Consider the following 23,729-nt stretch of genomic DNA (forward strand, 5'->3'; position numbering starts at 1 on the left):
GAGAATCAAGCGGGAGCAAGCCCGCAAGGAGACGCATGATGGATGCGATAGTACAGGCGGCAATGGCCAAGTGGCCGAACGTGCCCGCCGTGTTCGGCTGGCTGCGGCTGGATGCGCGCGGCCAGTGGTGGATCAAGGACGAACGCCTGCAGCACGAGGCGATGGTGGAGTTTTTCGGCCGCAATTACAGCCGCGACGGGCTGGGGCGCTGTTATGTGCAGAACGGGCCGCAGAAAGTCTATGTGACGCTGGACGCCGCGCCGCTGGTGGCGCGGCGCACTCCGTCGGGCTGGCGCACGCTGCCCTACGACGACGACGTGCCGGCGCGCTCCGCCTGGCTGACGCCGGAGGGCATGTTGCTGATCGAGATCGGCGGCGAGCTGGCGGCGGTGGACGACCGCGACCTGGCCGCGGTGCTGGAAGAAGGGGCGCCGGGCTGGGACGGCGACATGGGCTCGCTGCCGGACCGGCTGGCCTTGGGCAAGAGCGCCATCCCGCTGGGCAAGGAGAGCCTGCCGGACTTGTGGCGGCGTTACGGCATTGTCGGCCGGCCCAAGGGCTGAGCCGTTTCACCTCCAAACAAAACCCCGGGCAAGCCCGGGGTTTTGTTTGGTCCGCGGATGGCTTAGAACCGGTTTACGATCTCGCGAGCAAGGGCGAGACAAGGCGAAAACGGCTGAAAAAGCGGAGTGTACACACGGTACATGAGCATTTTGAAGCCGTACTCACCGTGTAACGCTCCACGAAGCGTAGCAGATCGTAAACAGGTTCTTAGAGCGGACGCGACTCCACCTGCACCAGACGCTTGCGCCCGGCCAGCATGCCCATGGCGAAGGTGGCGGCGGAGATCAGCGAGAACAACAGGCCCAGCGGCCACAGCGCGTGGGTCTGGTCGCGGATCAGGCCCACGCTGAGCGGGCCGAGCGAGGCCAGCGCGTAGCCGACGCCCTGAGCCATGCCGGACAAATGGGCGGCGACATGGGGGTCCGGCGAGCGCAGCGCCAGCAGGCTCAGCGCCATGCTGAACAGGCCGCCCTGGCCCAGGCCCAGCAAGACCGCCCAGAGCAGCAGGCTGTCGGTGGGCGCGAACAACATGCCCAACAGGCCGCTGAGCACCAGCGCCACGGTGGCGGCGATAGGCGGGCGCTGGTCGCGGCAGCGCTGTCCCAGCGCCGGCACCAGCAGCGAGGAGGCCACTTGCACCATGATGGAAATGGACAGCAGCAGACCGGCGTGCAGCGGCGTTTCGCCGCGGTCTATCAGGATGGACGGCAGCCAGCCGAACACGATGTAAGCCATGGATGACTGCAAGCCCATGAACAGCGTCACCTGCCAGGCCAGCGGGTCGCGCAGCAGGCCGCGCACCAGCCATTGGCCGTGGTGGGCCGCTTGTTGTTTTCGCGTCTGCGGCCACCAGGCCAGCAAGGCCAGCAGCGCCGGGGTCGCCCAGATCGCCAGCGCGCCTTGCCAGCTGTCGCCCATCCAGTGCATCGCCGGCACGGTCAGGCCGGCGGCCAGCGCCGCGCCCAGGCATAGCGCCATGGTGTAGACCCCGGTCATCAGGCTGACCTGGCGCGGAAAGTCGCGCTTGACGATGCCGGGCAGCAGCACGCCGATGATGCCGATGCTGGCGCCGGCCAGCGCCGAGCCGGCGAACAGGCCGACTTGGCCGAACTGGGTGCGCAGCAGGATGCCGAGCGCCAGCGTCACCAGGATCAGCGCGATGGTCTTTTCGCTGCCCCAGCGGCGGGCCAGCCGCGGCGCCAGCGGGCCGAACAGGCCCAGGCAAGCGACCGGCAGCGTGGTGAGCAGGCCGGCCATCATGCCGCTGAGCCCGCGGCTGGCGGCGACATCGCCCAGCACCGGGGACAGGCTGGACAGCGCCGGCCGCAGATTGACGCCGACCAGGATCAGGCCCAGCAGCAAGAGCCAGGGACGGTGCAGCGCGGGGCGCTGGCTTTGCACGCCGGCGTCGTCGATCTCGGCGTCGATCAGCGTGTCCTCGACCGGCAGGTGGTCAGGCATGGATTTGGGTGTGGACATGGGTTTTCCTTCTGCGCTTTTGTTGTTGTCGGAACCGGCTCCCCGCGCCTGAGGGCCGGCTCAAATTTGGCTTAAACCTTGGCGGGGCGATCCAGCAAGCGGTCCAGCGCCTCCAGCAAGGGGCGGGTAATGGCGGCGGCGGCTTGTCCGGCTTCGTCTGGCCGCCGCTGGCGGATGGCTTCGTAAATCGCCTGGTGGGCGGCGAGGTCGGGGTCCGGCAGCGCCTCGTCGAGGATGGACTGCTGCACATGCTGGCGCACCGCGCGGGAGAAATAGCCGTAGAGCTCTGCCAAGGCCTGGTTGCCGCTGGCGTTGGCGATGGCGAGATGAAACGCCAGGTCGCGCTCGATGAAGGCTTCCAGCGGCTCCTGCGGCAGGCGCTCGCCGCGCAGCGTCAATGCGTCCGCTATCGCGCCGAGGTCCGCTTCCGGGCAGCGGCTGGCGGCCAGCCGCGCGGCGGCTTCTTCCAGCATGCAGCGCACTTCCAAGTGCTCGCGCAGGCTGGCGCGGCTGATGGCGCGCATCGCGTCGCCGGGGTTCACGGTGGCGCGCACATAGCTGCCGTCGCCCTGGCGCACCTCCAGCAGGCCGGCGTAGAGCAGCACCCGCACCGCCTCGCGCACCGTGTTGCGGCTGACGCCCAGCTGTTCCGCCAGTTCCGGTTCGGTGGGAATGCGAGCGCCTATCGGCCAGTCGCCGTCCGCCAGACGTTTGGCGATGTTTTCCACGGCGATGTCGACCAGCGAGCGTTTATAGGGCAGCGCCAGCATGCGGCCTCCTTATTCATCCAATCATCCGATGAATTTTAACGAGACAATACGGCGCAGGCAATGCTAGATGAAAAACAAATAGCAAATATCAATCATGCATATGTGGAGATGCCGTTGCCGCTGTTGCCGTTGCCGGACAGGCCCAGGCCGTTGTTCAGAATCTGGGAATTGACCGCATAGGGCGCGCCCAGAGAGTAAACCATCGCGTACAGCGATAGCGCGCTGATCTGCTGCGCGCTCAGCTGGATGGTGCCGGACTGGTTGCCGGTCAAGGAGGCGAGGTTGGCGGGGACGGTGTTGGACGTCGGGGTGGCCGACTGACGCAGCTGCTGGCTGAATTGCATTTTCTGCAAGGCGGTCAGGGTTTGCGGAATGGTGCCGTTGCCATAGGAGGCGTAGCTGTTGGCCAGCCAGTTCAGCGCCCGGGCGGCGGTGTAGAGCAGATTGGCCACGCCCTGGGAGTCGCCGCTGTAAGCGCTTTGCAGGCTGTTGTTGCTCAGGCTGAGGCTGCCCATCTGGCCGAACTGCTGCGGATATTGAAAATTGAGGCCGATCTGGTTCAGCTTGACCAGCAGCGAGCTGCCGTTGCTGTAACTGGCGCCGGCCTGCTGGTTCATGCTGTTGGCCAATTGCTTGGCGATGGGGTCGCGGCTGAGCAGGCCGCCGCTGACCAGCAGCGCGTTCAGGCTGCCTTGCAGGGTGTTGAAGGCGTCGGCCAGCGATTGCGCCTGCCCGTTGAGGCCGTTCAGATCCAGCTTGACCGAGATATTGGTGCTGCCGGTGGACAGCAAGTCCATGGATACCGAGGCGCCCAGCGAGATGCCGCTATTGCCGGCGTTGGAGCCGGAGGCGCCGTTGATCAGGTAGTTGGCGTTTTGCGCGGCCTGGGTCTGGGTCAGATTCTGCCCGCTGCCCACCGCCTGGGTCTGGTCGAAAGCCAAGCGCGACAAGCCGTTCTGATCCGTGTTGTTGCCGTCGTTGTCGCTGACCAGGATCTGGAAATTGTTGCTGGCGCCGGTCTGGGCGGCGCTGATCTGCAATTGATAATTGCCGGAGGCGTTCTGCACGATATTGGCCACCATGCCGACGCCGGAGCCGTTGATGGCGGTGGCGATGCTGGACAGCGTGCCGTTGCTGATGGAGAGCGTGGCCGAGCTGCCGCTGGGCGTGAAGCTGCTGGCCGAGGTGGACGATGTGTAGGCGTAGCTGCCGGTCTTGATGGTCAGGCTGCCGCTGCCCACCGCGGTGCTGCTGGTGTCCGGCAGCGTGAAGGCGGTGACCGCGCTGTGAGCCTGGGCCAGTTGCGAGACGGATACGCTGTAATTGCCGTTTTGCGCGCCGGCGGCGGTGGAGACGCTGGCCACCGACGGATTGCTGCTGCTGCCGCTGATGGAGTTGTTGACCGCGTACGGGGAATAGATCTGTTGCAGGCTGTCTTGGAAGATGTTCAGGCTGGACAGCAATTGGCCCAGCCCGGAAATCAGCACCACATTGGGATCGGTGCCGGCGCTTGGCGAGCTGTTGCTGCTCCGGATCAGCGGCACAATGGGCGAGGAGCCCAATAAACCGCTCAAGAGTTGGTTGTTATTGCCGAAAAGCGATAACAGCGGATTGTAATTTCCAAGGATATTGTTTGCCATGGCTCACCCGCAGAATCCCTGTTGCCACATCTCAGTGTAGGCGAAAAATCAGGGACTTGCCGGCGAGCGGGCTGTCCCGGCGGACAGGCCGCCGGGGAGGGGGCTTACTTGGCCGGAGCCGCGTCCTTCACGCATTTCTTCACGAAGCTGGCCTTGGCCGCGCCGGCGAGTTTCTTGTCGGCGGCTTTGACGTCGCAGGCTTTCTGGGCGTTGGCCGCGGCGCTGTCTTTCTCGCATTTCTTCAGGAAGCTGCTTTTGGCGGCGCCGGCCAGTTTCTTCTCGGCGGCTTTGGCGTCGCAGGCGGCGTCAGCCAGCGCCAGGTTGGCGGAAGTCAGGGCCAGAACAGCGATCATCAGGTATTTGCGCATGATTCATCCTTGGTAGCACAGGTTGTCGGGCCCATGACGGGCGAGAAAAACGATACTCCAAGTTATAGCGCATGAACACTGCGTTTTGTTGACGTCATGTAACGGTTTGCATCGATAGATGTCAGCATTGTCAGTAAACGCGGCCAGATTCGCGGTCTCTTAAGAACCGCTAAGAGAGCCTCGCGGGGAAGCTGAGCCAAGGCGCGTCGACGCAGGCAGCGCCCGTCGGGCGCAAGGCAGGTCCGGAATTTTGCGAGCGGCTCTTAGTCGTAGCGGCGCTGGCGCGCGTTGAGGCGGTAGACCAGGGCGAGGGTGGAGAAGGCGAACAGCACCAGCAGCAGGCCCAGACGGTGGGCGCTGGCGTAGTCGGCCTGTTCCACGTGGTTGTACAGCGCGATGGAAATGACCCGGGTTTCCCCTTCGATATTGCCGCCTATCATCAGCACCACGCCGAATTCGCCCACGGTGTGGGCGAAGCCCATGCTGGCGGCGGCCAGCACGCCGGAGCGGCAGCTGGGCAGGATGACGCGGGTCAGCCGCTGCCAGCGGTTGGCGCCCAATACCATCGCGGTTTCGATTTCCTCGCGCCGCACCGCGTTGAAGCTGACGATCAGCGGTTGCAGCACAAAGGGCAAGGAGTACAGCACCGAGGCGATGATCAGCCCTTGAAAGGTGAAGGCGAGGCCGGGCCAGCCCAACCAGGCGGTCAGCTGGCCGATGGGGCCGTGCGGGCCGAAGGCGACCAGCAGATAGAAGCCCAGCACCGTGGGCGGCAGCACCAGCGGCAGCGTCGCGCCGGCCTCTATCACCGGCTTGAGGCGCGAACGTGTGCGCGACAGCCACCAGCCCAGCGGCACGCACAGCAGGAGCAGGATCAGGGTGCTGATGGCGGCCAGCCGCAGCGTCAGCGCGATGGCCGCCCATTCGGAAGCCATCATTGCGCGAAGTCGTAGCCCGCTTTCTTGATCAGCGCGCGCGCCTTGTCGCCCTTGAGGAAGGCGAGGAAGGCCCTGGCCGCCGGCGTGTCGCGCACCAGCAGCGCGTCCTGGCGTATCGGCTGATGCAGCTTGGCCGGCACCAGCCAGTAGCGGTCGGAGATGCCTTGTTCCAGCAGCTGCGCGTAAGCGACGAAGGCGAAGTCGGCGCCGCCAACCTGGGCGAACTGCATGGTCTGGCTGATATTGTCGCCGGTGACGAACTTGGGTTTGAGCGCGTCGACGAGCTTGAGTGCGGTCAGGGTTTCCATCGCCGCGCGGCCATAGGGCGCGGCCGCCGGGTTGGCGATGGCCAGCTTGTTGAAGTTGCCGCCGCGCAGCGCGGCTTCGCCGGCGTCGTCGCGCTGTTTGCTCCACAGCGCCAGCTTGCCGATGGCGTAGGTGAAGCGGCTGTCGGGTTTGCCTATCTTGTCGCGCAGCAGTTCGGCCGGGCGTTCGTCGTCGGCGGACAGGAACACGTCGAAGGGCGCGCCCTGGCGGATCTGCGCGGTGAGCTTGCCGGAAGCGCCGCCGCTGGCCTTGATGTCGTGGCCGCTGGCGGCCTTGAATTCCACCGCGATCTTGTCCAGCGTCTGCTGGAAATTGCTGGCGACCGCCACGGTGACGGTGTCGGCGGCGGCGAACAGCGGGGACAACAACAGCAAGAAACTCAGTAGTTTGCGCGGCATGGTCGGCTTTCTGACAAGAGATGAGGCGACCATTATGCCGCCAGTCTGGATGCTAGCCTACTCCCCAAACGACGTAGCCGCAGCCAGATGCTGGGCCATCTGCCGCGCGTGGTGGCTGCTCCAAAGGTCAACGCGCTGTTGCAGCCATTCCGCATTGGACGGTTGCGCGTTGGCGAGGTCCATGTCCTTGCCCAGCAGATTGACGCCGCCGGCCAGCAGCAGCCCGGATTCGGAGTCTTCCAGCTGGCCCACGGTGGACACCTGGGCCAGATAGGGATCGATGTCGTCGGCGAAGCGCGCCAGATTGAGGGCGGTCTTCACGGGGCGCCGTTCCTTGGGGCCGGCCAGCTCTCTGAGCATGTCGCCCACCGCCACGCGCAGCCGGGCGATGCCCGGACCGGGCGCGGCGGCCACCGGCAATCCCTCGCGGCAGAGCGCCCGGGCCAGGCTGTTGCGGTAGCAGGCGTCTAGGCGGTTGTGCTCGTCCGCCGCCGTCGCCAGCCATTGGCCGTCCGCTTGGCGGCCCAGGAAAATCAGCGGCTCGATCAGGATGCCGTGATAGCGTTTCAGATCGACGCCGGGCTGCAGGTACAGCACCTGGCCGGCATGCTCAGGGTTGGGATGGAAGGCTTCGCTGGGCAGCAGGACCAGATTCTCCGGCGGCTCCCCGGCGTGGCCGATATTGGCCAGCAAGGCGGAAGCCATCAGCGCGCAGGCGAGTTTAAAGAATGGTTTCATCGTGCGGGCTCAGTGGAGATTGCGTGGGAGATGGACTGCGGCCGCCAAGCGGCGTTCCCTCTATATTGTTGCGACTTTGTGACGGGGCGGACTGTCTTCATGCGGCTTATCGCGTCGTCGAGGCCGCGCCGCGCCGCGTCGCCGGCGCCAGTTGTTGGCGCAGCAGCGGGGACCAGTCCTGGGTCAGCAGCTGCCGCCAGCCGTCGCCTTCGTCGCCGGAGGCGGCTTCGGCTTGCGACTGCATGGTGACGCCGCCGGCGACCACGCCCCGTCCCAGCGCGTCTTCCAATTGGGACACCGAGGACACCAGTTGCAGATAGGGTTCTATATTGGAAGCCATGCAAGGCAGTTGCAGCGCCACGTGGCTGCTGTTCAGCGGCTGGCTGTCCTGGGCAATCCGAGACTGACGCGCGGCCACCGCGATGCGCAAGCGCAGCACGCCGGCGGTGGCCACGTCGGTCAGCGCGATAGGCCAGGCCTGTAGCAGCGCGGCCACCTGGCGGCGCATGATCTGGTTGGCGTTTTCCTGTTCCGCGGTTTGCAGCAGCTGCCAGCCGCCGTCCTGCTGGCGGTTCAACAGCAGCAAAGGCTCCACGATCAGCGCGTGGTAGCCGCTCAGCGCAGCGGGGGATTGCTGGTAAGTCAATTGCTGCGGATGCCCTCCTTGTCGGAAAGCGTCCATCGGCAGGCGCCATAAATCCCTGTCGGTCTGCCGGACTGCCGCCAATCTGGCCAGCGCCGTCCAGGCCACCAATGCGCATCCCAGATTGAAGAATGGCTTCATGAAAAGACTCGCATCATTTAAGCAGTCCATTTAATCAGGTATAGAACGCGAGCAAAACTATGCAAAATGGAAAGGTGGACAGTTGATTTGGCGCAAACTTTGCTTGATTGCGGGGGGCGGGCCTGACATGTCGGTCAGGCCGGCTTGTCTGGTATCATGCGCGATCGTCCCGCTGCGCTGTCTCATGCTTCCCGTCAAATGATGAAAACTCTGTTTCGCCTGTTCTTGCTGTGCCTTGCGCTGGGCTGTGCCTGGCTGGTTTGGGTGGTCCTGATTCCGGTTGGCCTGCCGGAAGCCGGTTACAAGCTGACCGTGGGGCCCAACCGCACCCTGAGCCAAGTGGCGCGGGGACTGGAGCAGGAGGGCGTGGTTCGCAGCCGCCAGGTGATGGTGGCCCTGGCCCGCCTGCAAGGCGTGGACCGCAAGATCAAGGCCGGCCTGTATCGTTTCGACGGCCAGGCATCGATGCTGGACATCCTGAACCGCCTGGCCGACGGCCATCCGGACGAGGCCAGCCTGACGGTGATCGAGGGCTGGACCTTCCGCCAATTCCGCCAGGCGATAGACCGCAACCCCGACATCAAGCATACGGCCAAGGACTGGAGCGACGAGGAGATCATGCGGCGGCTGGGCTTCGGCGACGCCAAGCCGGAAGGCCTGTTCTTCCCCAGCACCTATCTGTTCTCGCCGGACACCGAGGACGCGGAGCTCTACCGCCAGGCCTTCGGCGCGATGCAGCAGCGGCTGGAAGCGGCCTGGGCGGCGCGCAAGCCGGAGCTGCCTTACCGCACGCCTTACGAGCTGCTGATCATGGCCAGCCTGATTGAGAAGGAAACCGGTGAAGACGCCGACCGTCCAATGGTGGCGGGGGTGTTCGTCAACCGCTTGAAGCAGGGCATGCGCTTGCAGACCGATCCCTCTGTGATCTACGGCATGGGCAGCCTGTACCAGGGCAAGATAGGCAAGGCTGATCTGCGCCGCGACACGCCTTACAACACTTATACCCGCGCCGGCCTGACGCCCACGCCCATCGCCTTGCCGGGCAAGGCGGCGCTGGACGCGGCGGCCAATCCGGCCGAAACCAAGGCCTTGTATTTCGTCGCTCGCGGCGACGGCACTTCGCATTTCTCCGCAACGCTGGACGAACACAATCAGGCGGTGCGCAAATATATCTTGAAGAAAGGACAGTAATGGCGCTAGAGCAGCAACGCGGCCGCTTCATCAGCCTGGAAGGCATAGACGGCGCCGGCAAAAGCACCCATCTGGCCTTCATCCGCGATTGGCTGGCGCAACACGGCGTCGACGCCGTATTCACCCGCGAACCGGGCGGCACCCCTTTGGGCGAGAAAATCCGCGAGCTGCTGCTGGCGGTGGACACCGAGGCCTCGCTGGACGCGGAAACCCTGCTGGTGTTCGCTTCGCGCCAGCAATTGCTGCACAGCGTGATCGAGCCCGCGCTCGCCGCCGGCCAGTGGCTGGTGTCCGACCGCTTCACCGATTCCACCTTCGCCTTCCAGGGCGGCGGCCGCGGCGTGCCGTTCGAGCGCATCGCCGAACTGGAACAATGGGTGCAGCACGGTTTGCAGCCGGACCTGACCCTGCTGTTCGACCTGCCGCTGGAAGTGGCGGCCGAGCGTATGTCCAAGACCCGGCAGCTGGACCGCTTCGAGCAGGAGAAGGCCGATTTCCACGTGCGCGTGCGCGAAGCCTATTTGCGCCGCGCCGCCGGCCAGCCGCGTTTCGCGGTGCTGGACGCCAGCCGCTCCATCGCCGAGATCCAGGTCGACATTGCAGCCTGCCTGCAAAAACTGCTGGAGGCCGCGTGATGTTGCTGCCCTGGCAAGAAGGCGATTGGACCCGGCTGAACGCCGAGCGCGAACGCCTGCCCAATGCCTGGCTGTTCACCGGCGCCGCCGGCATCGGCAAGCTGGAGTTCGCCGAACACCTGGCCCAGTCGCTGCTGTGCGAACGCCCGCAGGCCGGCCACCAGCCTTGCGGCGAATGCGAGGCCTGCCGCTGGTATCGGCACGGCACCCACCCGGACTTCCGCCGCTTGTCGCCGCTGGGCGACGAGGACGAGGAAGGCAAGGAGGGCGCCGAGGGCAAGAAAGTCAGCCGCAAGCTGCCGGTGATCAAGATCGAGGCGGTGCGCGATGTGATCGATTTCGCCCACCTGAGCGCGCATCGCGCCGGCCGGCGCATCGTGCTGGTGGAACCGGCGGAAAGCCTGAATCCGGCCGCCGCCAACGCCTTGCTCAAAATCCTGGAAGAGCCGCCGGCCGAGGTGCTGTTCCTGCTGGTGGCGCATGCGCCGCAGCGCTTGCTGCCCACCATACGCAGCCGTTGCCGCCAGTTTCCGCTGACGCGGCCGCACCAGGCCCAGGCGCTGGCCTGGCTGCGCGAGCAGGGCGTGGCGGACGCGGAACTGGAACTGGAACTGGCTCATAACGGCGGCGCGCCGCTGTTCGACCACGATCCGGCTTTGGCCAAGCTGCGCGGCCAGTTCGTCCAGGGTCTGGGCCAGCCCAGCTTCGCCAATGTGTTGCAGCTGGCGGAGGCGGTGGACAAGCAGAAACTGCCGCTGTTGCTGCCCATAGGCTGGCTGATGAAGTGGCTGCATGATCTGGCGAGTTTGAGACTGGCCGGTTTGGTCCGCTATTATCCAGATCAGGAGCGCGCCTTGCAGCAACTGGCGGCGCGCGCCGACATCGCGCAATTGATGGCGTGTCAGCAGACGCTCAACCAACTGGCGCCGTTCGGCCAGCATACCTTGAACACGCGCTTGCAATTGGAAGCGGTGCTGATGGACTATCTGAAGATATTCGCCAGCGGCAAGGCCGCCTGACACAGAGGGTTAGCCAAGTATGGACAATTCCGCCACTCGCCCGGACCTGAATCCCAACCGTCCCGGGGTGCTGTCCCTGCACATCAAGGAGCGCAGCGCGCTGTTCGCCGCCTACATGCCCTTTGTGCGCCACGGCGGCATCTTCATTCCCACCAATAAGGAAATGAAGCTGGGCGAGGAGGTGTTCCTGCTGCTGACCCTGATGGACGACCCGCAGCGCATCGCGGTGCAAGCCAAGGTGGTGTGGCTGACGCCGGCCGGCGCCAACAACAGCCGGGTGCAGGGCGTCGGCGTCGAGTTCGTCGCCGGCGACGCCGGCAAGCAGGCCAAGGACAAGATCGAGGCCCTGCTCAGCGGCGTGCTCAATTCCAGCCGGCCCACTCATACCATGTGATTGTTTTAGCGGCGCGCGTCCGCGCGCCGCAGCCTGATTGACGCAAATATGTTTATCGACTCCCACTGCCATATCAATTTTCCCGACCTCGCCGCGCGCATGCCGGAAGTGCTGGCCAATATGCAGGCCAACCAGGTCAGCCACGCGCTGGTGATCGGCGTCAGCCGTCCCAAATATCCGCAAGTGCTGGAACTCGCGGAGAGCCACGGCAATCTATACGCCACCGTGGGCGTGCATCCGGACGACCCGGAAGCGGAAGAGTACAGCGAGGACGAACTGGTGGCGCTGGCCGCGCACCCGCGGGTGGTGGGCATAGGCGAAACCGGACTCGACTACCACTGGTGCAAGGGCGATCTGGAATGGCAGCATCAGCGCTTCCGCACCCATATCCGCGCCGCCAAGCGCGTCGGCCTGCCGCTGGTGATCCACACCCGCGAGTCCGCCGAGGACACCATCCGGCTGATGCGGGAAGAAAACGCCGAGGCGTGCGGCGGCGTGATGCATTGCTTCACCGAAACCTGGGAGGTGGCGCAAGCCGCGCTGGAGCTGGGCTTCTACATTTCCTTCTCCGGTGTGGTGACCTTCAAGAACGCGGCCCAGGTCAAGGAAGTGGCGCAGAAAGTGCCGCTGGATCGGATGCTGATCGAAACCGATTCCCCGTATCTGGCGCCGGTGCCGTATCGCGGCAAGGTCAACGAGCCGGCCTATGTCCGCCATGTGGCCGCGCACATCGCCGAGCTGCGCGGCATGGCGGTGGAAGAGGTGGCGCGTGTCACCAGCGATAACTTTTTCCGGCTGTTCTCCAAGGCCAGCCGTTGAAGCGGAGAAAGCGCATGAAGCGAATCTTGCTGTCCGGGCTGGCCTTGCTGGCCATATTGTTCTCGGCCCAGGCCTGGGCCAATTGCGTCAATCTGAACGGACGCAGTTATTGTTCCGAAGACGGCGGCATCGCTCTGGTGCAGCGCGGACAGGCGATGTGCGGCAAGGGCGAATGCGCGATCGATGAATTCGGCAACGTGCTGTGCTCGCCTTATCCGGGCGGCGGCGTGGTGCGCGCCAACGGCGTCACTTACGCCGGCCCCGGCGCCTGCCTGCTGTCGCGCGACGGCAATCCGTATTGCGCCAAGCAGCCGCGCGGCGGCTGCCAGCAAGACGCCGACGGCAATGTCCGCTGCGACGGCGGCTGGGTGCGCGAGAAGGCGGAGCGCCCCGAGCGCTGCCGCTGATGCCTTATTACTTGGGAAACGCCATTGGGTTCGCTTGAAGTTACCATCCTGGGCTGCGGCTCCAGTTCCGGCACGCCGGCCATAGGCTGCGACTGCGTCACCTGCCGTTCGCCGGATCCGCGCAATCGCCGCACCCGCGCCAGCGCCTATATCAAGGCGGCCGGCCAGGGGCTGCTGATCGACACCGGGCCGGACCTGCGGCAGCAGGCGCTGCGCGAAGGCCTGAGCCAGGTGGACGCGGTGCTGTACACCCATCCGCACGCCGACCACCTGAACGGCATCGACGACCTGCGCGCCTTCTGCTACGTGAAGAAGGGGCCGATCACGCTCTACGGCAACGCCTTCACCCTGGACAATATCAAGAGCCGTTTCGACTACGCGCTGCTGCCGCCGTCCAAGATGTGGGACAAGCCGGTGCTGCTGCCGCAGCAGGTGGACGGGCCGGTGGACTGCGGCGGCGTCACGCTGACGCCCGTGCCCTTGCAACACGGCTCCTGGCCTTGCCTCGGCTGGCGCGTCGGCGACATGGCCTGGCTGACCGACGTGTCGGACATCCCTGACAGCAGCCTGCCCTTGTTGCAGGGGCTGAAGCTCTTGTTCCTGGACTGCCTGAACCACGACCCCTATCCGTCCCACCTCGGCGTGCGGCAATCCTTTGCCTGGGCCGAGCGCATCGGCGCCGAACGCACGGTGCTGATCCACATGACCCACAGGCTGGAATTCGGCGCGCTCAGCGCCGAATGTCCGCCCGGCGTGGAGGTCGGCTATGACGGCTTGCGCGTTGAGCTGCCGTTTAGCTGATGCCCGTCATGCCAAGAAATCGTTAATAATCAATCGCTTTTATTTCAGGGTTGCAGCGGGATCTTTTGATCCAGCACCGCCACTGCGGTCAGCGCATTGTCCGGGCTGCCGTCCAGCAGCTTGTCGGAATAGCTGAGGTAGGTCAGGGTATTGCGTTTGGCGTCGACGATGCGCACCACCCGCACATGCTTGAAGATGAAGGACGCGCCTTCCTTGAACACCTGCTCCTGCTTGGGCAGCGGCCGCGAGAACTTGATCGCGCCCACCTGGCGGCAGGCCACCGAGAAGCGGGACGGGTCCTTGGCCAGGCCCAGCGCGCCCTTGTAGCCGCCGGTCTTGGCGCGCGAGATATAGCAGGCCACGCCTTGCACCGCCGGGTCGTCGAAAGCTTCCACCACCACCTTGTCGTTGGGGCTGAGCAGCTTGAAGGTGGTGGATACCTCGCCCACTTCCTCGGCCATCGCGGGCGCGGTCAGGCAGGCGAGCAGCAACAGGGCAATCTTGTTCATTCAGGTTCTCCGGCCGCGGGAAAAACGCCGGCCGCGGAGGGCGGCCGGTGGTCAGCGGATGGAAGCGATTGTAGGGAAAGCCGGCCTCCGCCTCAATCGGCAGCCGCTTTGGCGCGGAAGGCCGCCATTTCATCGGCGATGAAGTACTCTATCATCGTGCGGTAAACCGCCGCGGTCAGCGCCGCGTCGGCGCCCAGTTCGCCGGCCAGACGCTCGACGCGGCGCATCACCTGATCGACGCGTTTGCCGCCTTCCACTTCTTCCCGGCTGTGCTTGAACGCCGCCGCCTGGCGCACGTAAAGGCCGCGCTCGGCGATCAGCGCCACCAGCGCGCGGTCGATGCGGTCGATCTGGCCGCGCACCTCTTCCAGGTTTTGGCATTGGTAGACTTGTTCCATGCGGTGCTCTCCTCTTAAAGAGTGTGTTTTCAACGCGGTCTCGCCGACGCGCAGCAGATCGTAAAAAGGCTCTTAGTAGTAGTTCAAGCCCATCGCCGTCTTCACCTCGGCCAGCGTGGCGGCCGCCACTTCGCGCGCGCGCTGGGTGCCGGTCTTCAGCATCGCCATTACCGCCGCCGGATCGCGCGCGTACTGCTCGCGGCGGGCGCGGATCGGCTCCAGCAGGGTTTGCAGGCATTCTTCCAACTGCTTCTTGATCACGGTGTCGCCCAGGCCGCCGCGGCGATAATGCTCCTTCCATTCCGCCACCTGCTCCGTGTCGGAATGGAACACGTCCAGATAGGTGAACACCACATTGCCTTCCACCTGGCCCGGATCGGCGACGCGCAGGTGATTGGGATCGGTGTACATCATCTTCACCGCCTGGCGGATCTCGTCCGGCGTGGCCGACAAAGTGATGGTGTTGCCCAGCGATTTGGACATCTTGGCCTTGCCGTCGATGCCGGGCAGACGCGAGCCTTGTTCCGGCACCACCGCCCGCGCTTCCACCAGCACCGCCCGATCCACGCTGCCGTTGAAGCGGCGCACGATCTCGTTGGTCTGCTCAATCATCGGAATCTGGTCTTCGCCCACCGGCACGATGCTGGCCTTGAAGGCGGTGATGTCGGCGGCCTGGGCGGCGGGGTAGGTGAGGAAGCCGGCGGGGATGTCGCGCTCGTAGCCGCGCTGCTTGATCTCGTCCTTGATGGTGGGGTTGCGCTCCAGCCGCGCCACGGTGACCAGATTGAGATAGTAGGAGGACAGCTCGGTCAGTTCCGGCACCAGGCTCTGGATGAAGATGGTGCTTTTTTCCGGGTCTATGCCCACCGCCAGATAGTCCAGCGCCACTTGCAGCACATTGTCGCGGACCTTCAGATAGTTGCCCATATTGTCGGTCAGCGCCTGGGCGTCGGCGAGCAGCAGGAACTGGCGGCAACGGTCTTGCAGGATCACGCGGTTGCGCAGCGAGCCGACGTAGTGGCCCAGATGCAATTGTCCGGTGGTGCGGTCGCCGGTCAGGATGATGTCTTTGGCTGTGATGCTGTCCAGATTCATAACAGTGGTCTCCAGTAAGCTTGAGCTTGTTGGAAACTGCCGATCCGGGGGGAGGAGTACTGCTGGAAACCCTATGCCGCCGTATCGGCAGCTTCCGGGTTTTGGGTATGCAAACGCCGGCGCCGCCTTAGTTCAGGCGCCACCACCAAAAGAAGGTTGCGGATGCGGTTGCGTAGTTCATGGGCTTTATCAGAGCACGGCGGGCAAAGCAGCGTCAAGTGCCGCGTTCACGCCACCACGTGCAGCAGGCTGCCGGCCGGCGGCATCGGGTCTTCGGAATAAGGGGAAGCGTCCTTGCGTCCGACCGCGCTCTGGGCCTGGCGCAGCAGCCGCTCGAAAGACTCGCCGCGGGGCGGGGCGTCCCCGTTGAGCGCGGGAGATTGCGGATGAGGGGCTAGGAACTCCGCCATCTCCTTGCGCGGGTCGCTGGCGGCGGCGCGGCTGTCGGTCTTGGCGGCGACGGCGCCCACTTCCTTCAACGGCGAGACGGCGGATCTGGGCGGGGCGGCGATGGCGACGATATGCATCGGAATAGTCCGGCAGTGGATTCAAGATGCCTGTTGGAGAGCGCTTGCTTGCTATATGTTCCGGCCTGAATTGTAAAAAAGTGATAATAAACAAAGTGCTATATGGATATTGGTCGTAGGTGAAGTAGCGCGATGGCATGAAAAAAGCCGGACGATGCCGGCTGTTTTCGGGGCTTGAAGGCTGGGCTTTGCGTCGGTTCAAAGTCTCGCGAGCAAGAGCGAGACAAGGGAAAACCGCTGAGGAAGCGGAATGTATCGGTGCTACGTGAGCATTTCGAAGCGGCGCCCACCGCGCCCCGTCTCACGAAGCGCGGCAGGCAGTGAACAGGTGCTTAGAAGCGTCGGCCCAGCGCCGCCTTATGCATGATGGTGGAGGCGATTTCTTCGATGGACTTGTGGGTGGTGCTGATGAAGGGCACGCCGTGGTGGCGGAACATGGATTCGGCCTCATTCACCTCGCGGCGGCAATTGTCCATGCTGGCGTATTTGGAGTCCGGCCGGCGCTCGGAGCGGATGTGATGCAAGCGCGCCGGATCGATGGTCAGGCCGAAGATCTTGTCCTTGAACGGCAGCAGCAGCTTGGGCAAGGTCGGGCTGCCCAGGTCTTCCGGCGTCAGCGGGTAGTTGGCGGCGCGGATGCCGTATTGCAGCGCCAGATACAGGCAGGTCGGCGTCTTGCCGGAACGGGACACGCCCACCAGGATCACGTCCGCCTCGTGCAAGTCCTTCAATTTGACGCCGTCGTCGTGGTTCAGCGAGAAGTTGACCGCTTCGATGCGGTGATCGTACTTCTCCTCGTTGACCATGCCGTGGGCCTTGCCCACGCTCAGCGAGGCGCGCTGACCGATTTCCTGCTCCAACTGGCCGATGAAGGTATCGAAGAAATCTATCATCACCGCGTTCTCAACCTGCAGCGCGCTGCGCACGTCCGGGTTGATGATGCTGGTGAACACCAGCGGCTTCAGGTGATCGGTTTCCGACACCTGGCGGATGACCTCGGCCAGCGCCTGCGCCTTTTCCACGGTGTCGACGAAGGGAATGGTCTCGCGCTTGAATTCCACGGTGTCGAACTGGGTCAGCAGCGTGTGCCCCAGCGATTCGGCGGTGATGCCGGTGCGATCGGAAACGAAGAAGGCGGAGCGGAGATGGTGGGGCATGCAAACACCTGTATTGCGAGTGAACGAGGCCGGAACCGCGCCTGCCGCGCATTGCTGAGGCGCCCGGGGTTCAAGGGATTCTATACTCTGAAAGGCCGCGAAGAAACCCGCGGCGAGAGCCGGCCAATCATGTAGTGCGTAAATTACACGGTTTTGACAATCATTTTCATCAGGAATGTCCGTCAACTTATTGATTCTGTTGCAATGCTTGTCCTCGTTCGGCCGAAAACCCGTGTTGCGCTGCAAAAGACGCTACGCATCTGGCACGTAATTCGGCTAGAATGCGGCCCTATCGTCCCAATCCAACACAGGAAGTGAAGTGATGGCTGAGAACTACGTCATCTGGTTCGAGAAACTGCGCATGACCGATGTGGAGCAGGTAGGCGGCAAGAACGCCTCCCTTGGTGAAATGATCAGCCAACTGGCTGGCTCCGGGGTTCGCGTCCCGGGGGGCTTTGCCACCACGGCGCAGGCTTACCGGGATTTTCTGCAGCACAACGGCCTGGCCGAAAAGATCAGCGCCGCGCTGGCCAAGCTGGACATCGACGATGTCAGCGAACTGGCCCGAATCGGCAAGGAAATCCGGCAATGGATCATCGATACCCCGTTCCCCGCCAAGCTTGACGCCGATATCAAAGAGGCCTGGGATCAGATGGTGGCCGATGCCGGCGGCGCCGACATCTCCGTTGCAGTCCGTTCCTCCGCCACCGCAGAAGACCTCCCCGACGCCTCGTTCGCAGGCCAGCAAGAAACCTTCCTGAATATCCGCGGCCTTGACAATGTCAAGGATGCGATGAAACACGTTTTCGCCTCCCTCTATAACGACCGCGCCATTTCCTACCGCGTGCACAAAGGCTTTGAGCACGACGTAGTGGCTTTGTCCGCCGGCGTGCAGCGCATGGTGCGTTCCGACTGCGGCGCGGCCGGCGTGATGTTCACCATCGACACCGAATCCGGCTTTGACGACGTGGTGTTCATCACCGCGTCCTACGGCCTGGGCGAAACCGTGGTGCAGGGCGCGGTAAACCCCGACGAATTCTATGTGCACAAGCCGACGCTGAAAGCCGGCCGTCCGGCGGTGCTGCGCAAGACCATGGGCTCCAAGCTGATCAAGATGGAGTTCACCGACGCCTCGCAAGCCGGCCGCTCGGTCAAGACCGTGGACGTGTCCCCGGCGGAGCGCCAGCAATTCTCCATCAGCGACGCCGAAGTGGCTGAACTGGCCGAATACGCGCTGATCATCGAGAAGCACTATGGCCGCCCGATGGACATCGAATGGGGCCGCGACGGCCACGACGGCAAGCTCTACATCCTGCAGGCGCGTCCGGAAACGGTGAAGTCGCAGGAAGACCGCAAGGACACGCTGCGCCGCTATCGCCTGAACAGCAAATCGCAAGTGCTGTGCGAAGGCCGCGCCATTGGTCAGAAGATCGGCCAGGGCGTGGTGCGCACCATCAAGGACGCGTCCGAGATGGACCGCGTCAAGCCGGGCGACGTGCTGGTGACCGACATGACCGACCCGGATTGGGAACCGGTGATGAAACGCGCCGCCGCCATCGTCACCAACCGCGGCGGCCGTACCTGCCACGCGGCCATCATCGCGCGCGAGCTGGGCATCCCGGCCGTGGTGGGCTGCGGAGACGCCACCCAGGTGCTGTCCGAAGGCATGCAGGTGACCGTGTCCTGCGCCGAAGGCGACACCGGCAATATCTACGACGGCCTGCTGGACGTGGAAGTGATCGACCTGGAACTGGACAAGATGCCCAAGGCCCCGGTCAAGATCATGATGAACGTGGGCAATCCGGAACTGGCTTTCGACTTCGCGCAGCTGCCGAACGAAGGCGTGGGCCTGGCGCGCATGGAGTTCGTGATCAACCGTCAGATCGGCATCCACCCGAAAGCGCTGTTGGAGTTCGACAAGCTGCCGGCGGATCTGAAAGCCACCATCAGCGACCGCATCGCCGGTTACGCCAGCCCGGTGGACTTCTACGTGGACAAGATCGCCGAAGGCGTGTCCACCCTGGCCGCGGCTTTCTATCCGAAAAAGGTCATCGTGCGCATGTCCGACTTCAAGTCGAACGAGTACGCCAACCTGATCGGCGGCCAGCTGTACGAGCCGCACGAAGAAAACCCGATGATCGGTTTCCGCGGCGCCGCCCGCTATGTGGCCGAATCCTTCCGCGATTGCTTTGAACTGGAATGCCGCGCCATCAAGAAAGTGCGCGACGTGATGGGTCTGACCAATGTGGAAGTGATGATTCCCTTTGTGCGCACCCTGTCCGAAGCCGAGCAAGTGGTGGAGATCCTGGCCGCCAACGGCCTCAAGCGCGGCGAAAACGGCCTGCGCCTGATCATGATGTGCGAACTGCCGACCAACGCCGTGTTGGCCGACAAGTTCCTGCAGCATTTCGACGGTTTCTCCATCGGCTCCAACGACATGACCCAGCTGACGCTGGGCGTGGACCGCGACTCCGGCGGCCCGATCGCCTCCACCTTCGACGAGCGCAACGAAGCGGTCAAGGTCATGCTGCACATGGCGATCCAGGCCTGCCGCAAGCAGGGCAAGTACATCGGCATCTGCGGCCAAGGCCCGTCGGACCATCCGGACTTCGCCAAGTGGCTGGTGGAAGAGGGCATCGAAACCGTGTCCCTGAACCCGGACACCGTGGTGGAAACCTGGCTGTACCTGGCGCGTGAACTGAACAGCTAATCCCTGTTTCACCGCTTTCAAACCGCCCGCTTGCCGGGCGGTTTTGTTTTGTCCGGCGCTTCTTGCAAGCGGCGGACGCGGACGCGGGGCTATGCTTGAGCGCATCGATTCATGAACGCCAATAGGAAGCCCGTCATGCAGTTATTTCGTAGCACTCCCGTCAAAGCCTCGTTGGACATCGTCATTCCGCGTTACCTGGACGCCAGGCCGGCCAAGGAGGCCTCCGCGCTGGCTCAGGTGCTGACCGCCTGCTCCAATCGCGCGTTGGAACAAGGCGTGTATCCGGATCTGGGCGCTTTGCGCGCCGATTGCCAGCGCTGGGGCGCCATTGTCGCGGGCAGCCGGCAATTCAATAATCGCCAAGGCGCGGAGCTGGATGGGAAGCTGGATCGCCTGGGCGCGGCGCTCAAGCAATCCTTGCAAGGGATTGAACAACGGATTCAGGCTGAAGGCCGGCATTACGGCGATAGGCTGCAATTGGCCAAGCAAGGCTACGCGGTGGATCTGGAGCCTTCCCGGCGCGTATTGGGCGACAAGCTGGCTTTAAGTTTCGGTTAAGGCTGCCGTGTTGTAATCCAGACATCGACAACACACTAGGAGTCCAAACATGAAAACCATCACCGTTCTGCTCACCGCCGCCGCGCTGTCCCTGCCCTTCGCCGCCCAGGCGGAATTCACCGGCCCCGGCGTGCCGGCCGCCGTCACCACCGTGGCCGCCGCGCAAAAAGCCGCCGATGACACCCCGGTGACGCTGGAAGGCAAGATCGTGCGCCAGATCGACCACAAGCGTTACGAATTCCGCGACGCCACCGGCACCATGACGGTGAAGATCAGCCAGAAACGCCTGCCGGCGCAAAAGATCGACCAGAACAGCAAGCTGCGCATCGTCGGCGAAGTGGACAAGGAACTGACGTCGACCAAGGTGGACGCCAAGCTGGTGGAAGTGCTGCCGTAAACCGTTGTCCCCCTGCAACGCGAACGGGCCCGGCGCTGCGCAAGCAGGCCGGGCCCGTGTCGTTATTGGGGGCTTACTGTGACGGCCCTTCGTCCTTCAACTGCTCCTCATGCTCCAGTTCCTGCTGCGCCTCCAGCGCCTGTTCCTCGGCTTCGCGCAGCAAGTGGTTGATCTTGTCGAAGTCGAACAGATCCTGGGTGTTGCGCAGCCGCTCGGCGTAATGAATGGTGTTGCTGCCGTCGGCCAGCAGCAGGGCGGGCGCGGTGTAGCCGCTGAGCGGATATTCGCGGATCAGCACCCCGTAATGTTTGTGGAAATCGCGGCCGCGCAGCGTGGACAGCAGGGTGACGTGGGGCAGGCCGTGCTCGCGCCGGGCCCGCGCCAGAGAAGACGGCGAATCCACGGTGATCACCGCCAGGCTGATTTGCGGCCAGCGCTCCAGGAAACGCCGCGTCTCCTGCAGCAGGTATTGGCCGCCATGCTCGTATTCGTCCAGCGACAGCAGGGTCAAAATCAGCTTGGGCACGCCGCCCAGGCCTTCCAGCGACACGTCCTGCTTGCCGTCGCCCACCAGCATGAAGCTGGGCAGATAGGCGCCCACTTCGGGAAAGTCCCCCTCCACCGGCAACAACTCATCGCCGTATTGCAACATGAAGTCGCTCATTCTCGTCTCCCAATGCCCATGCTTCTATCGTGGACCACGCAGCGGCAAAATCAAGCCGCCGCTGTGCTAAGAGCATAAAAAAAGCCTGCGCGAACGCAGGCTGTAAGGGCTGGGAAAACAAAAGCTTAGGATCGGGCTGCTTCCGCGGCGGCCAGTTGCGCCGGCAGCGGCGCGACGGCCGGCTCCTCCGGCAGCACCGGCTCGCCGGCCAGCACGCGGCGCATGCGTTCTTCGTCCAGCGCCTTCTCCCAGCGCGCCACCACGATGGTGGCCACGCCGTTGCCGATCAGATTGGTGATGGCGCGGGCCTCGGACATGAAGCGGTCGATGCCGATCAGCAGGGCCAGGCCGGACACCGGCAGCTTGCCGCCCAGCGTGGCCAGCGTGGCGGCCAGGGTGATGAAGCCGCCGCCGGTCACCGCCGCCGCGCCCTTGGACGTGAGCAGCAGCACGCCCAGCAGGCCCAGCTCCTCCGCCAGCGTCAGCTCCACATTGGTGGCTTGGGCGATGAAGATGGCGGCCATGGTCAGATAGATGGAGGTGCCGTCCAGATTGAAGGAGTAGCCGGTGGGAATCACCATGCCCACCACCGGTTTGGAGCAGCCCAGGTTTTCCAGCTTCTTCATGATGCCCGGCAGCGCGGACTCGGATGAAGAGGTGCCCAATACCAGCAGCAACTCCTCCTTGATGTAAATCAGGAAGCGCCACAGGCTGAAGCCGTTGAGCTTGGCGATGGTGCCCAGCACCACGAAGACGAAGGCGAAACAGGTCAGGTAGACGCAGAGCATCAGGAAACCCAGCTGTTTCAGCGAACCCACGCCGTATTTGCCGATGGTGAAGGCCATCGCGCCGAAGGCGCCGATGGGGGCCAGCTTCATCAGCATATTGATCACGCCGAACAAAGCATGGGAGAACTCGTCCAGGATGTGGACGATGGTCTTGCCGTTGTCGCCCATCTTGGTCAGCGCCAGGCCCAGCAGCACCGAGAAGGTCAGCACTTGCAGGATTTCGCCGTTGGCGAACGCGCCCACCACCGTATCCGGAATGATGTGCATCAGGAAATCAATGCTGCTCATCTCCTTGGCGTTGGCGGCGTACTTGGCCACCGAGTGCGCGTCCAGCGTGCTGGGGTCCACATTGAGGCCGGCGCCGGGCTTGAGCACATTGACCACCACCAGGCCGATCACCAGCGCCAGCGTGGTGACGGCTTCAAAGTAGAACAGCGCTTTCACGCCCACGCGGCCCACTTCCTTCATATCGCCCATCTTGGCGATACCCACCACCACGGTGGCGAAGATGATGGGGGCGATCATCATCTTGATCAGTTTGATGAAGGCGTCGCCCAGCGGTTTCATCTTCGCGCCCAGGTCGGGAACGAAGGCGCCGAGCATCACGCCGAGGAAAATGGCCAGCAGCACCTGGAAATAAAGGCGCTGGTAGAGGGGGGTTTTGGTCTGCATCGCGGTCCCTGTAGCGTTGTCTGACTTCGGCTCGGGGCGGGCCGAAGTTGTTATGCAATCAAAAGCGGGCTCTTAACGGCCCATGATTGCGGATGCTAGCAAGAGGAAGCGCGGGGACGAATTGCCGATATCCCTATGCGGGATAACCCCAACACGAAGTAAATCGCCGCTGTTGGCCAGCCGTCAGCTTCTATGCTTGGTAAGACGCGTCGTCAGAATTCCGCGGGAGGTATGCCGCCATGAAGCTCGCCTTTGTCCACGCCGCCCTGTTGCTGGGCGCGCTCGCCGTCTGCGGCCGGGCGGAGTCGACATCGCCCCGCATCCGTTTGCTGACCGAGGATTACCCGCCGTTCAACATCGCGCTGGAGGAGGGCAAGATCGGCGGCTTGTCCACCGACATCCTGCGCGAGATGTTCCAGCGCGCGGGCATCCCGTACAGCATGGAGTTGCTGCCCTGGCTGCGCGCCTACGCCATCGCCCAGCAGGAAGACAATAGCTGCGTTTACTCGACTTCGCGCACGCCCAGCCGGGAGAGTCAGTTCAAATGGGTGGGGCCGCTGGTCAGCAACTCCTGGAGCCTGTTCGCCGGCCCTCACAGCCCGGCGGGGGTGGCCGCGCTGGACGACGCGCGCGGCTTCACCATAGGCAGCTACAAGGGCTCGGGGATGTCGCAGTATCTGGCCGATCTGGGTTTCAAGCTGGAGCTGGCGAGAGCGGACGATTTGAACGCCAGAAAGCTGGTGGCCGGCCATATCGACTTTTGGGCCAGCGGCGAGTTCAGCGGTGCCTACATCGCCTCCGCCAACCGGCTGCCCATCCGACTGCTGTTCAGCTTCAACACGGTGCAGATGTATCTGGCCTGCAACCCGGGAATGGATGAGCGCATCGTGCTGAAGCTCAACAAGACGCTGCTCAATATGCAGCGCGACGGCGTGGTGGACGCGCTGCGCAAACATTACCGTTAGGCTGGGCCGCCTAGGAG

General features: G+C 64.0%; 27 protein-coding genes. 12 read left to right on the plus strand and 15 right to left on the minus strand.

Annotated features, from left to right (window positions below; translation table 11 throughout):
• Window positions 1-38 precede the first annotated feature (38 nt).
• Window positions 39-563: a DUF2946 family protein gene (locus tag QUG03_RS08320; protein ID WP_500819834.1), complete on the plus strand. Its 525-nt coding sequence runs from the start codon at window positions 39-41 to the stop codon at window positions 561-563.
• Between the two features lie 208 nt (window positions 564-771).
• Here the strand turns inward: QUG03_RS08320 and QUG03_RS08325 are convergent, their stop codons facing one another.
• The 8 genes from QUG03_RS08325 to QUG03_RS08360 all read right to left on the minus strand — a co-directional run bounded on the left by QUG03_RS08325 (window position 772) and on the right by QUG03_RS08360 (window position 8,006).
• The gene (locus QUG03_RS08325; RefSeq protein ID WP_500819835.1) at window positions 772-2,043 is read right to left on the minus strand and encodes a CynX/NimT family MFS transporter; all 1,272 of its coding nucleotides are present in this window, start codon (window positions 2,041-2,043) and stop codon (window positions 772-774) included.
• 71 nt (window positions 2,044-2,114) lie between these two features.
• Window positions 2,115-2,813 (minus strand): FadR/GntR family transcriptional regulator, encoded by a 699-nt coding sequence (locus QUG03_RS08330; RefSeq protein WP_500819836.1) that lies wholly within the window; start codon window positions 2,811-2,813, stop codon window positions 2,115-2,117.
• 92 nt (window positions 2,814-2,905) lie between these two features.
• Window positions 2,906-4,387, minus strand: a complete 1,482-nt coding sequence (fliD, locus tag QUG03_RS08335; protein ID WP_500819837.1) for a flagellar filament capping protein FliD — start codon at window positions 4,385-4,387, stop codon at window positions 2,906-2,908.
• Window positions 4,388-4,557: 170 nt separating this feature from the next.
• Complete coding sequence (locus QUG03_RS08340) at window positions 4,558-4,821, minus strand: hypothetical protein (protein WP_107798111.1); 264 nt, start codon at window positions 4,819-4,821, stop codon at window positions 4,558-4,560.
• A 263-nt stretch (window positions 4,822-5,084) separates the two neighbouring features.
• Complete coding sequence (gene modB, locus QUG03_RS08345) at window positions 5,085-5,759, minus strand: molybdate ABC transporter permease subunit (protein WP_107798112.1); 675 nt, start codon at window positions 5,757-5,759, stop codon at window positions 5,085-5,087.
• Window positions 5,756-6,484, minus strand: a complete 729-nt coding sequence (gene modA / locus QUG03_RS08350; protein ID WP_107798113.1) for a molybdate ABC transporter substrate-binding protein — start codon at window positions 6,482-6,484, stop codon at window positions 5,756-5,758. The genes modB and modA overlap by 4 nt, the downstream gene beginning before the upstream one ends.
• Before the next feature lie 57 nt (window positions 6,485-6,541).
• Complete coding sequence (locus QUG03_RS08355; protein WP_107798114.1) at window positions 6,542-7,222, minus strand: DUF3313 family protein; 681 nt, start codon at window positions 7,220-7,222, stop codon at window positions 6,542-6,544.
• Between the two features lie 106 nt (window positions 7,223-7,328).
• On the minus strand, window positions 7,329-8,006 hold the full coding sequence (locus tag QUG03_RS08360) for a DUF3313 family protein (protein ID WP_158274224.1): 678 nt from the start codon (window positions 8,004-8,006) through the stop codon (window positions 7,329-7,331).
• Between the two features lie 201 nt (window positions 8,007-8,207).
• On the opposite strand from QUG03_RS08360, the gene mltG reads away from it, so the two are divergent.
• Genes mltG through QUG03_RS08395 form a run of 7 tightly spaced genes read left to right on the plus strand, consistent with a single transcriptional unit; the run spans window position 8,208 to window position 13,272 of the window.
• A complete protein-coding gene (gene mltG, locus QUG03_RS08365; RefSeq protein ID WP_199225793.1) occupies window positions 8,208-9,197 on the plus strand; it encodes an endolytic transglycosylase MltG in 990 nt (329 codons plus the stop codon).
• On the plus strand, window positions 9,197-9,832 hold the full coding sequence (gene tmk / locus QUG03_RS08370) for a dTMP kinase (protein ID WP_081544255.1): 636 nt from the start codon (window positions 9,197-9,199) through the stop codon (window positions 9,830-9,832). The genes mltG and tmk overlap by 1 nt, the downstream gene beginning before the upstream one ends.
• Window positions 9,832-10,851 (plus strand): DNA polymerase III subunit delta', encoded by a 1,020-nt coding sequence (locus QUG03_RS08375; protein ID WP_500819838.1) that lies wholly within the window; start codon window positions 9,832-9,834, stop codon window positions 10,849-10,851. The genes tmk and QUG03_RS08375 overlap by 1 nt, the downstream gene beginning before the upstream one ends.
• Before the next feature lie 19 nt (window positions 10,852-10,870).
• The gene (locus tag QUG03_RS08380) at window positions 10,871-11,245 is read left to right on the plus strand and encodes a PilZ domain-containing protein (protein ID WP_048416050.1); all 375 of its coding nucleotides are present in this window, start codon (window positions 10,871-10,873) and stop codon (window positions 11,243-11,245) included.
• Window positions 11,246-11,293: 48 nt separating this feature from the next.
• Window positions 11,294-12,064: a TatD family hydrolase gene (locus tag QUG03_RS08385; RefSeq protein ID WP_227106878.1), complete on the plus strand. Its 771-nt coding sequence runs from the start codon at window positions 11,294-11,296 to the stop codon at window positions 12,062-12,064.
• A gap of 14 nt (window positions 12,065-12,078) precedes the next feature.
• A complete protein-coding gene (locus QUG03_RS08390; protein ID WP_107798119.1) occupies window positions 12,079-12,471 on the plus strand; it encodes a hypothetical protein in 393 nt (130 codons plus the stop codon).
• A 24-nt stretch (window positions 12,472-12,495) separates the two neighbouring features.
• The gene (locus QUG03_RS08395) at window positions 12,496-13,272 is read left to right on the plus strand and encodes an MBL fold metallo-hydrolase (RefSeq protein ID WP_227106882.1); all 777 of its coding nucleotides are present in this window, start codon (window positions 12,496-12,498) and stop codon (window positions 13,270-13,272) included.
• A 44-nt stretch (window positions 13,273-13,316) separates the two neighbouring features.
• Here the strand turns inward: QUG03_RS08395 and QUG03_RS08400 are convergent, their stop codons facing one another.
• The 5 genes from QUG03_RS08400 to ppsR all read right to left on the minus strand — a co-directional run bounded on the left by QUG03_RS08400 (window position 13,317) and on the right by ppsR (window position 16,958).
• Window positions 13,317-13,781 (minus strand): CreA family protein, encoded by a 465-nt coding sequence (locus QUG03_RS08400; protein WP_107798121.1) that lies wholly within the window; start codon window positions 13,779-13,781, stop codon window positions 13,317-13,319.
• Window positions 13,782-13,873: 92 nt separating this feature from the next.
• Window positions 13,874-14,179 (minus strand): chorismate mutase, encoded by a 306-nt coding sequence (locus tag QUG03_RS08405; RefSeq protein WP_107798122.1) that lies wholly within the window; start codon window positions 14,177-14,179, stop codon window positions 13,874-13,876.
• A 72-nt stretch (window positions 14,180-14,251) separates the two neighbouring features.
• Entirely contained in the window at window positions 14,252-15,274 is a 1,023-nt protein-coding gene (trpS, locus tag QUG03_RS08410) for a tryptophan--tRNA ligase (protein WP_227106884.1), read from the minus strand.
• Window positions 15,275-15,501: 227 nt separating this feature from the next.
• Window positions 15,502-15,801, minus strand: a complete 300-nt coding sequence (locus QUG03_RS08415; RefSeq protein ID WP_486636534.1) for a hypothetical protein — start codon at window positions 15,799-15,801, stop codon at window positions 15,502-15,504.
• A gap of 332 nt (window positions 15,802-16,133) precedes the next feature.
• The gene (gene ppsR, locus QUG03_RS08420) at window positions 16,134-16,958 is read right to left on the minus strand and encodes a posphoenolpyruvate synthetase regulatory kinase/phosphorylase PpsR (RefSeq protein ID WP_048415701.1); all 825 of its coding nucleotides are present in this window, start codon (window positions 16,956-16,958) and stop codon (window positions 16,134-16,136) included.
• A 322-nt stretch (window positions 16,959-17,280) separates the two neighbouring features.
• On the opposite strand from ppsR, the gene ppsA reads away from it, so the two are divergent.
• From ppsA to QUG03_RS08435, 3 genes are all read left to right on the plus strand, one after another.
• Window positions 17,281-19,668, plus strand: a complete 2,388-nt coding sequence (ppsA, locus tag QUG03_RS08425) for a phosphoenolpyruvate synthase (protein WP_107798125.1) — start codon at window positions 17,281-17,283, stop codon at window positions 19,666-19,668.
• A 135-nt stretch (window positions 19,669-19,803) separates the two neighbouring features.
• Window positions 19,804-20,226, plus strand: coding sequence for a hypothetical protein (locus QUG03_RS08430; RefSeq protein ID WP_146176563.1), 423 nt, complete (start codon window positions 19,804-19,806; stop codon window positions 20,224-20,226).
• 49 nt (window positions 20,227-20,275) lie between these two features.
• The gene (locus tag QUG03_RS08435; RefSeq protein WP_235084381.1) at window positions 20,276-20,623 is read left to right on the plus strand and encodes a NirD/YgiW/YdeI family stress tolerance protein; all 348 of its coding nucleotides are present in this window, start codon (window positions 20,276-20,278) and stop codon (window positions 20,621-20,623) included.
• 73 nt (window positions 20,624-20,696) lie between these two features.
• Here the strand turns inward: QUG03_RS08435 and QUG03_RS08440 are convergent, their stop codons facing one another.
• Both QUG03_RS08440 and QUG03_RS08445 read right to left on the minus strand, forming a co-directional pair.
• Complete coding sequence (locus tag QUG03_RS08440; RefSeq protein ID WP_199225794.1) at window positions 20,697-21,287, minus strand: thiol peroxidase; 591 nt, start codon at window positions 21,285-21,287, stop codon at window positions 20,697-20,699.
• Window positions 21,288-21,412: 125 nt separating this feature from the next.
• Window positions 21,413-22,747 carry a dicarboxylate/amino acid:cation symporter gene (locus tag QUG03_RS08445; protein WP_227106888.1) on the minus strand — a complete coding sequence of 445 codons (1,335 nt, stop codon included), beginning with the start codon at window positions 22,745-22,747 and terminating at the stop codon, window positions 21,413-21,415.
• A gap of 239 nt (window positions 22,748-22,986) precedes the next feature.
• On the opposite strand from QUG03_RS08445, the gene QUG03_RS08450 reads away from it, so the two are divergent.
• Window positions 22,987-23,712 (plus strand): substrate-binding periplasmic protein, encoded by a 726-nt coding sequence (locus QUG03_RS08450; RefSeq protein WP_107798129.1) that lies wholly within the window; start codon window positions 22,987-22,989, stop codon window positions 23,710-23,712.
• Window positions 23,713-23,729: the final 17 nt, after the last annotated feature.

The sequence above is a fragment of the Chromobacterium sp. CCUG 30098 genome (genome assembly GCF_059916605.1).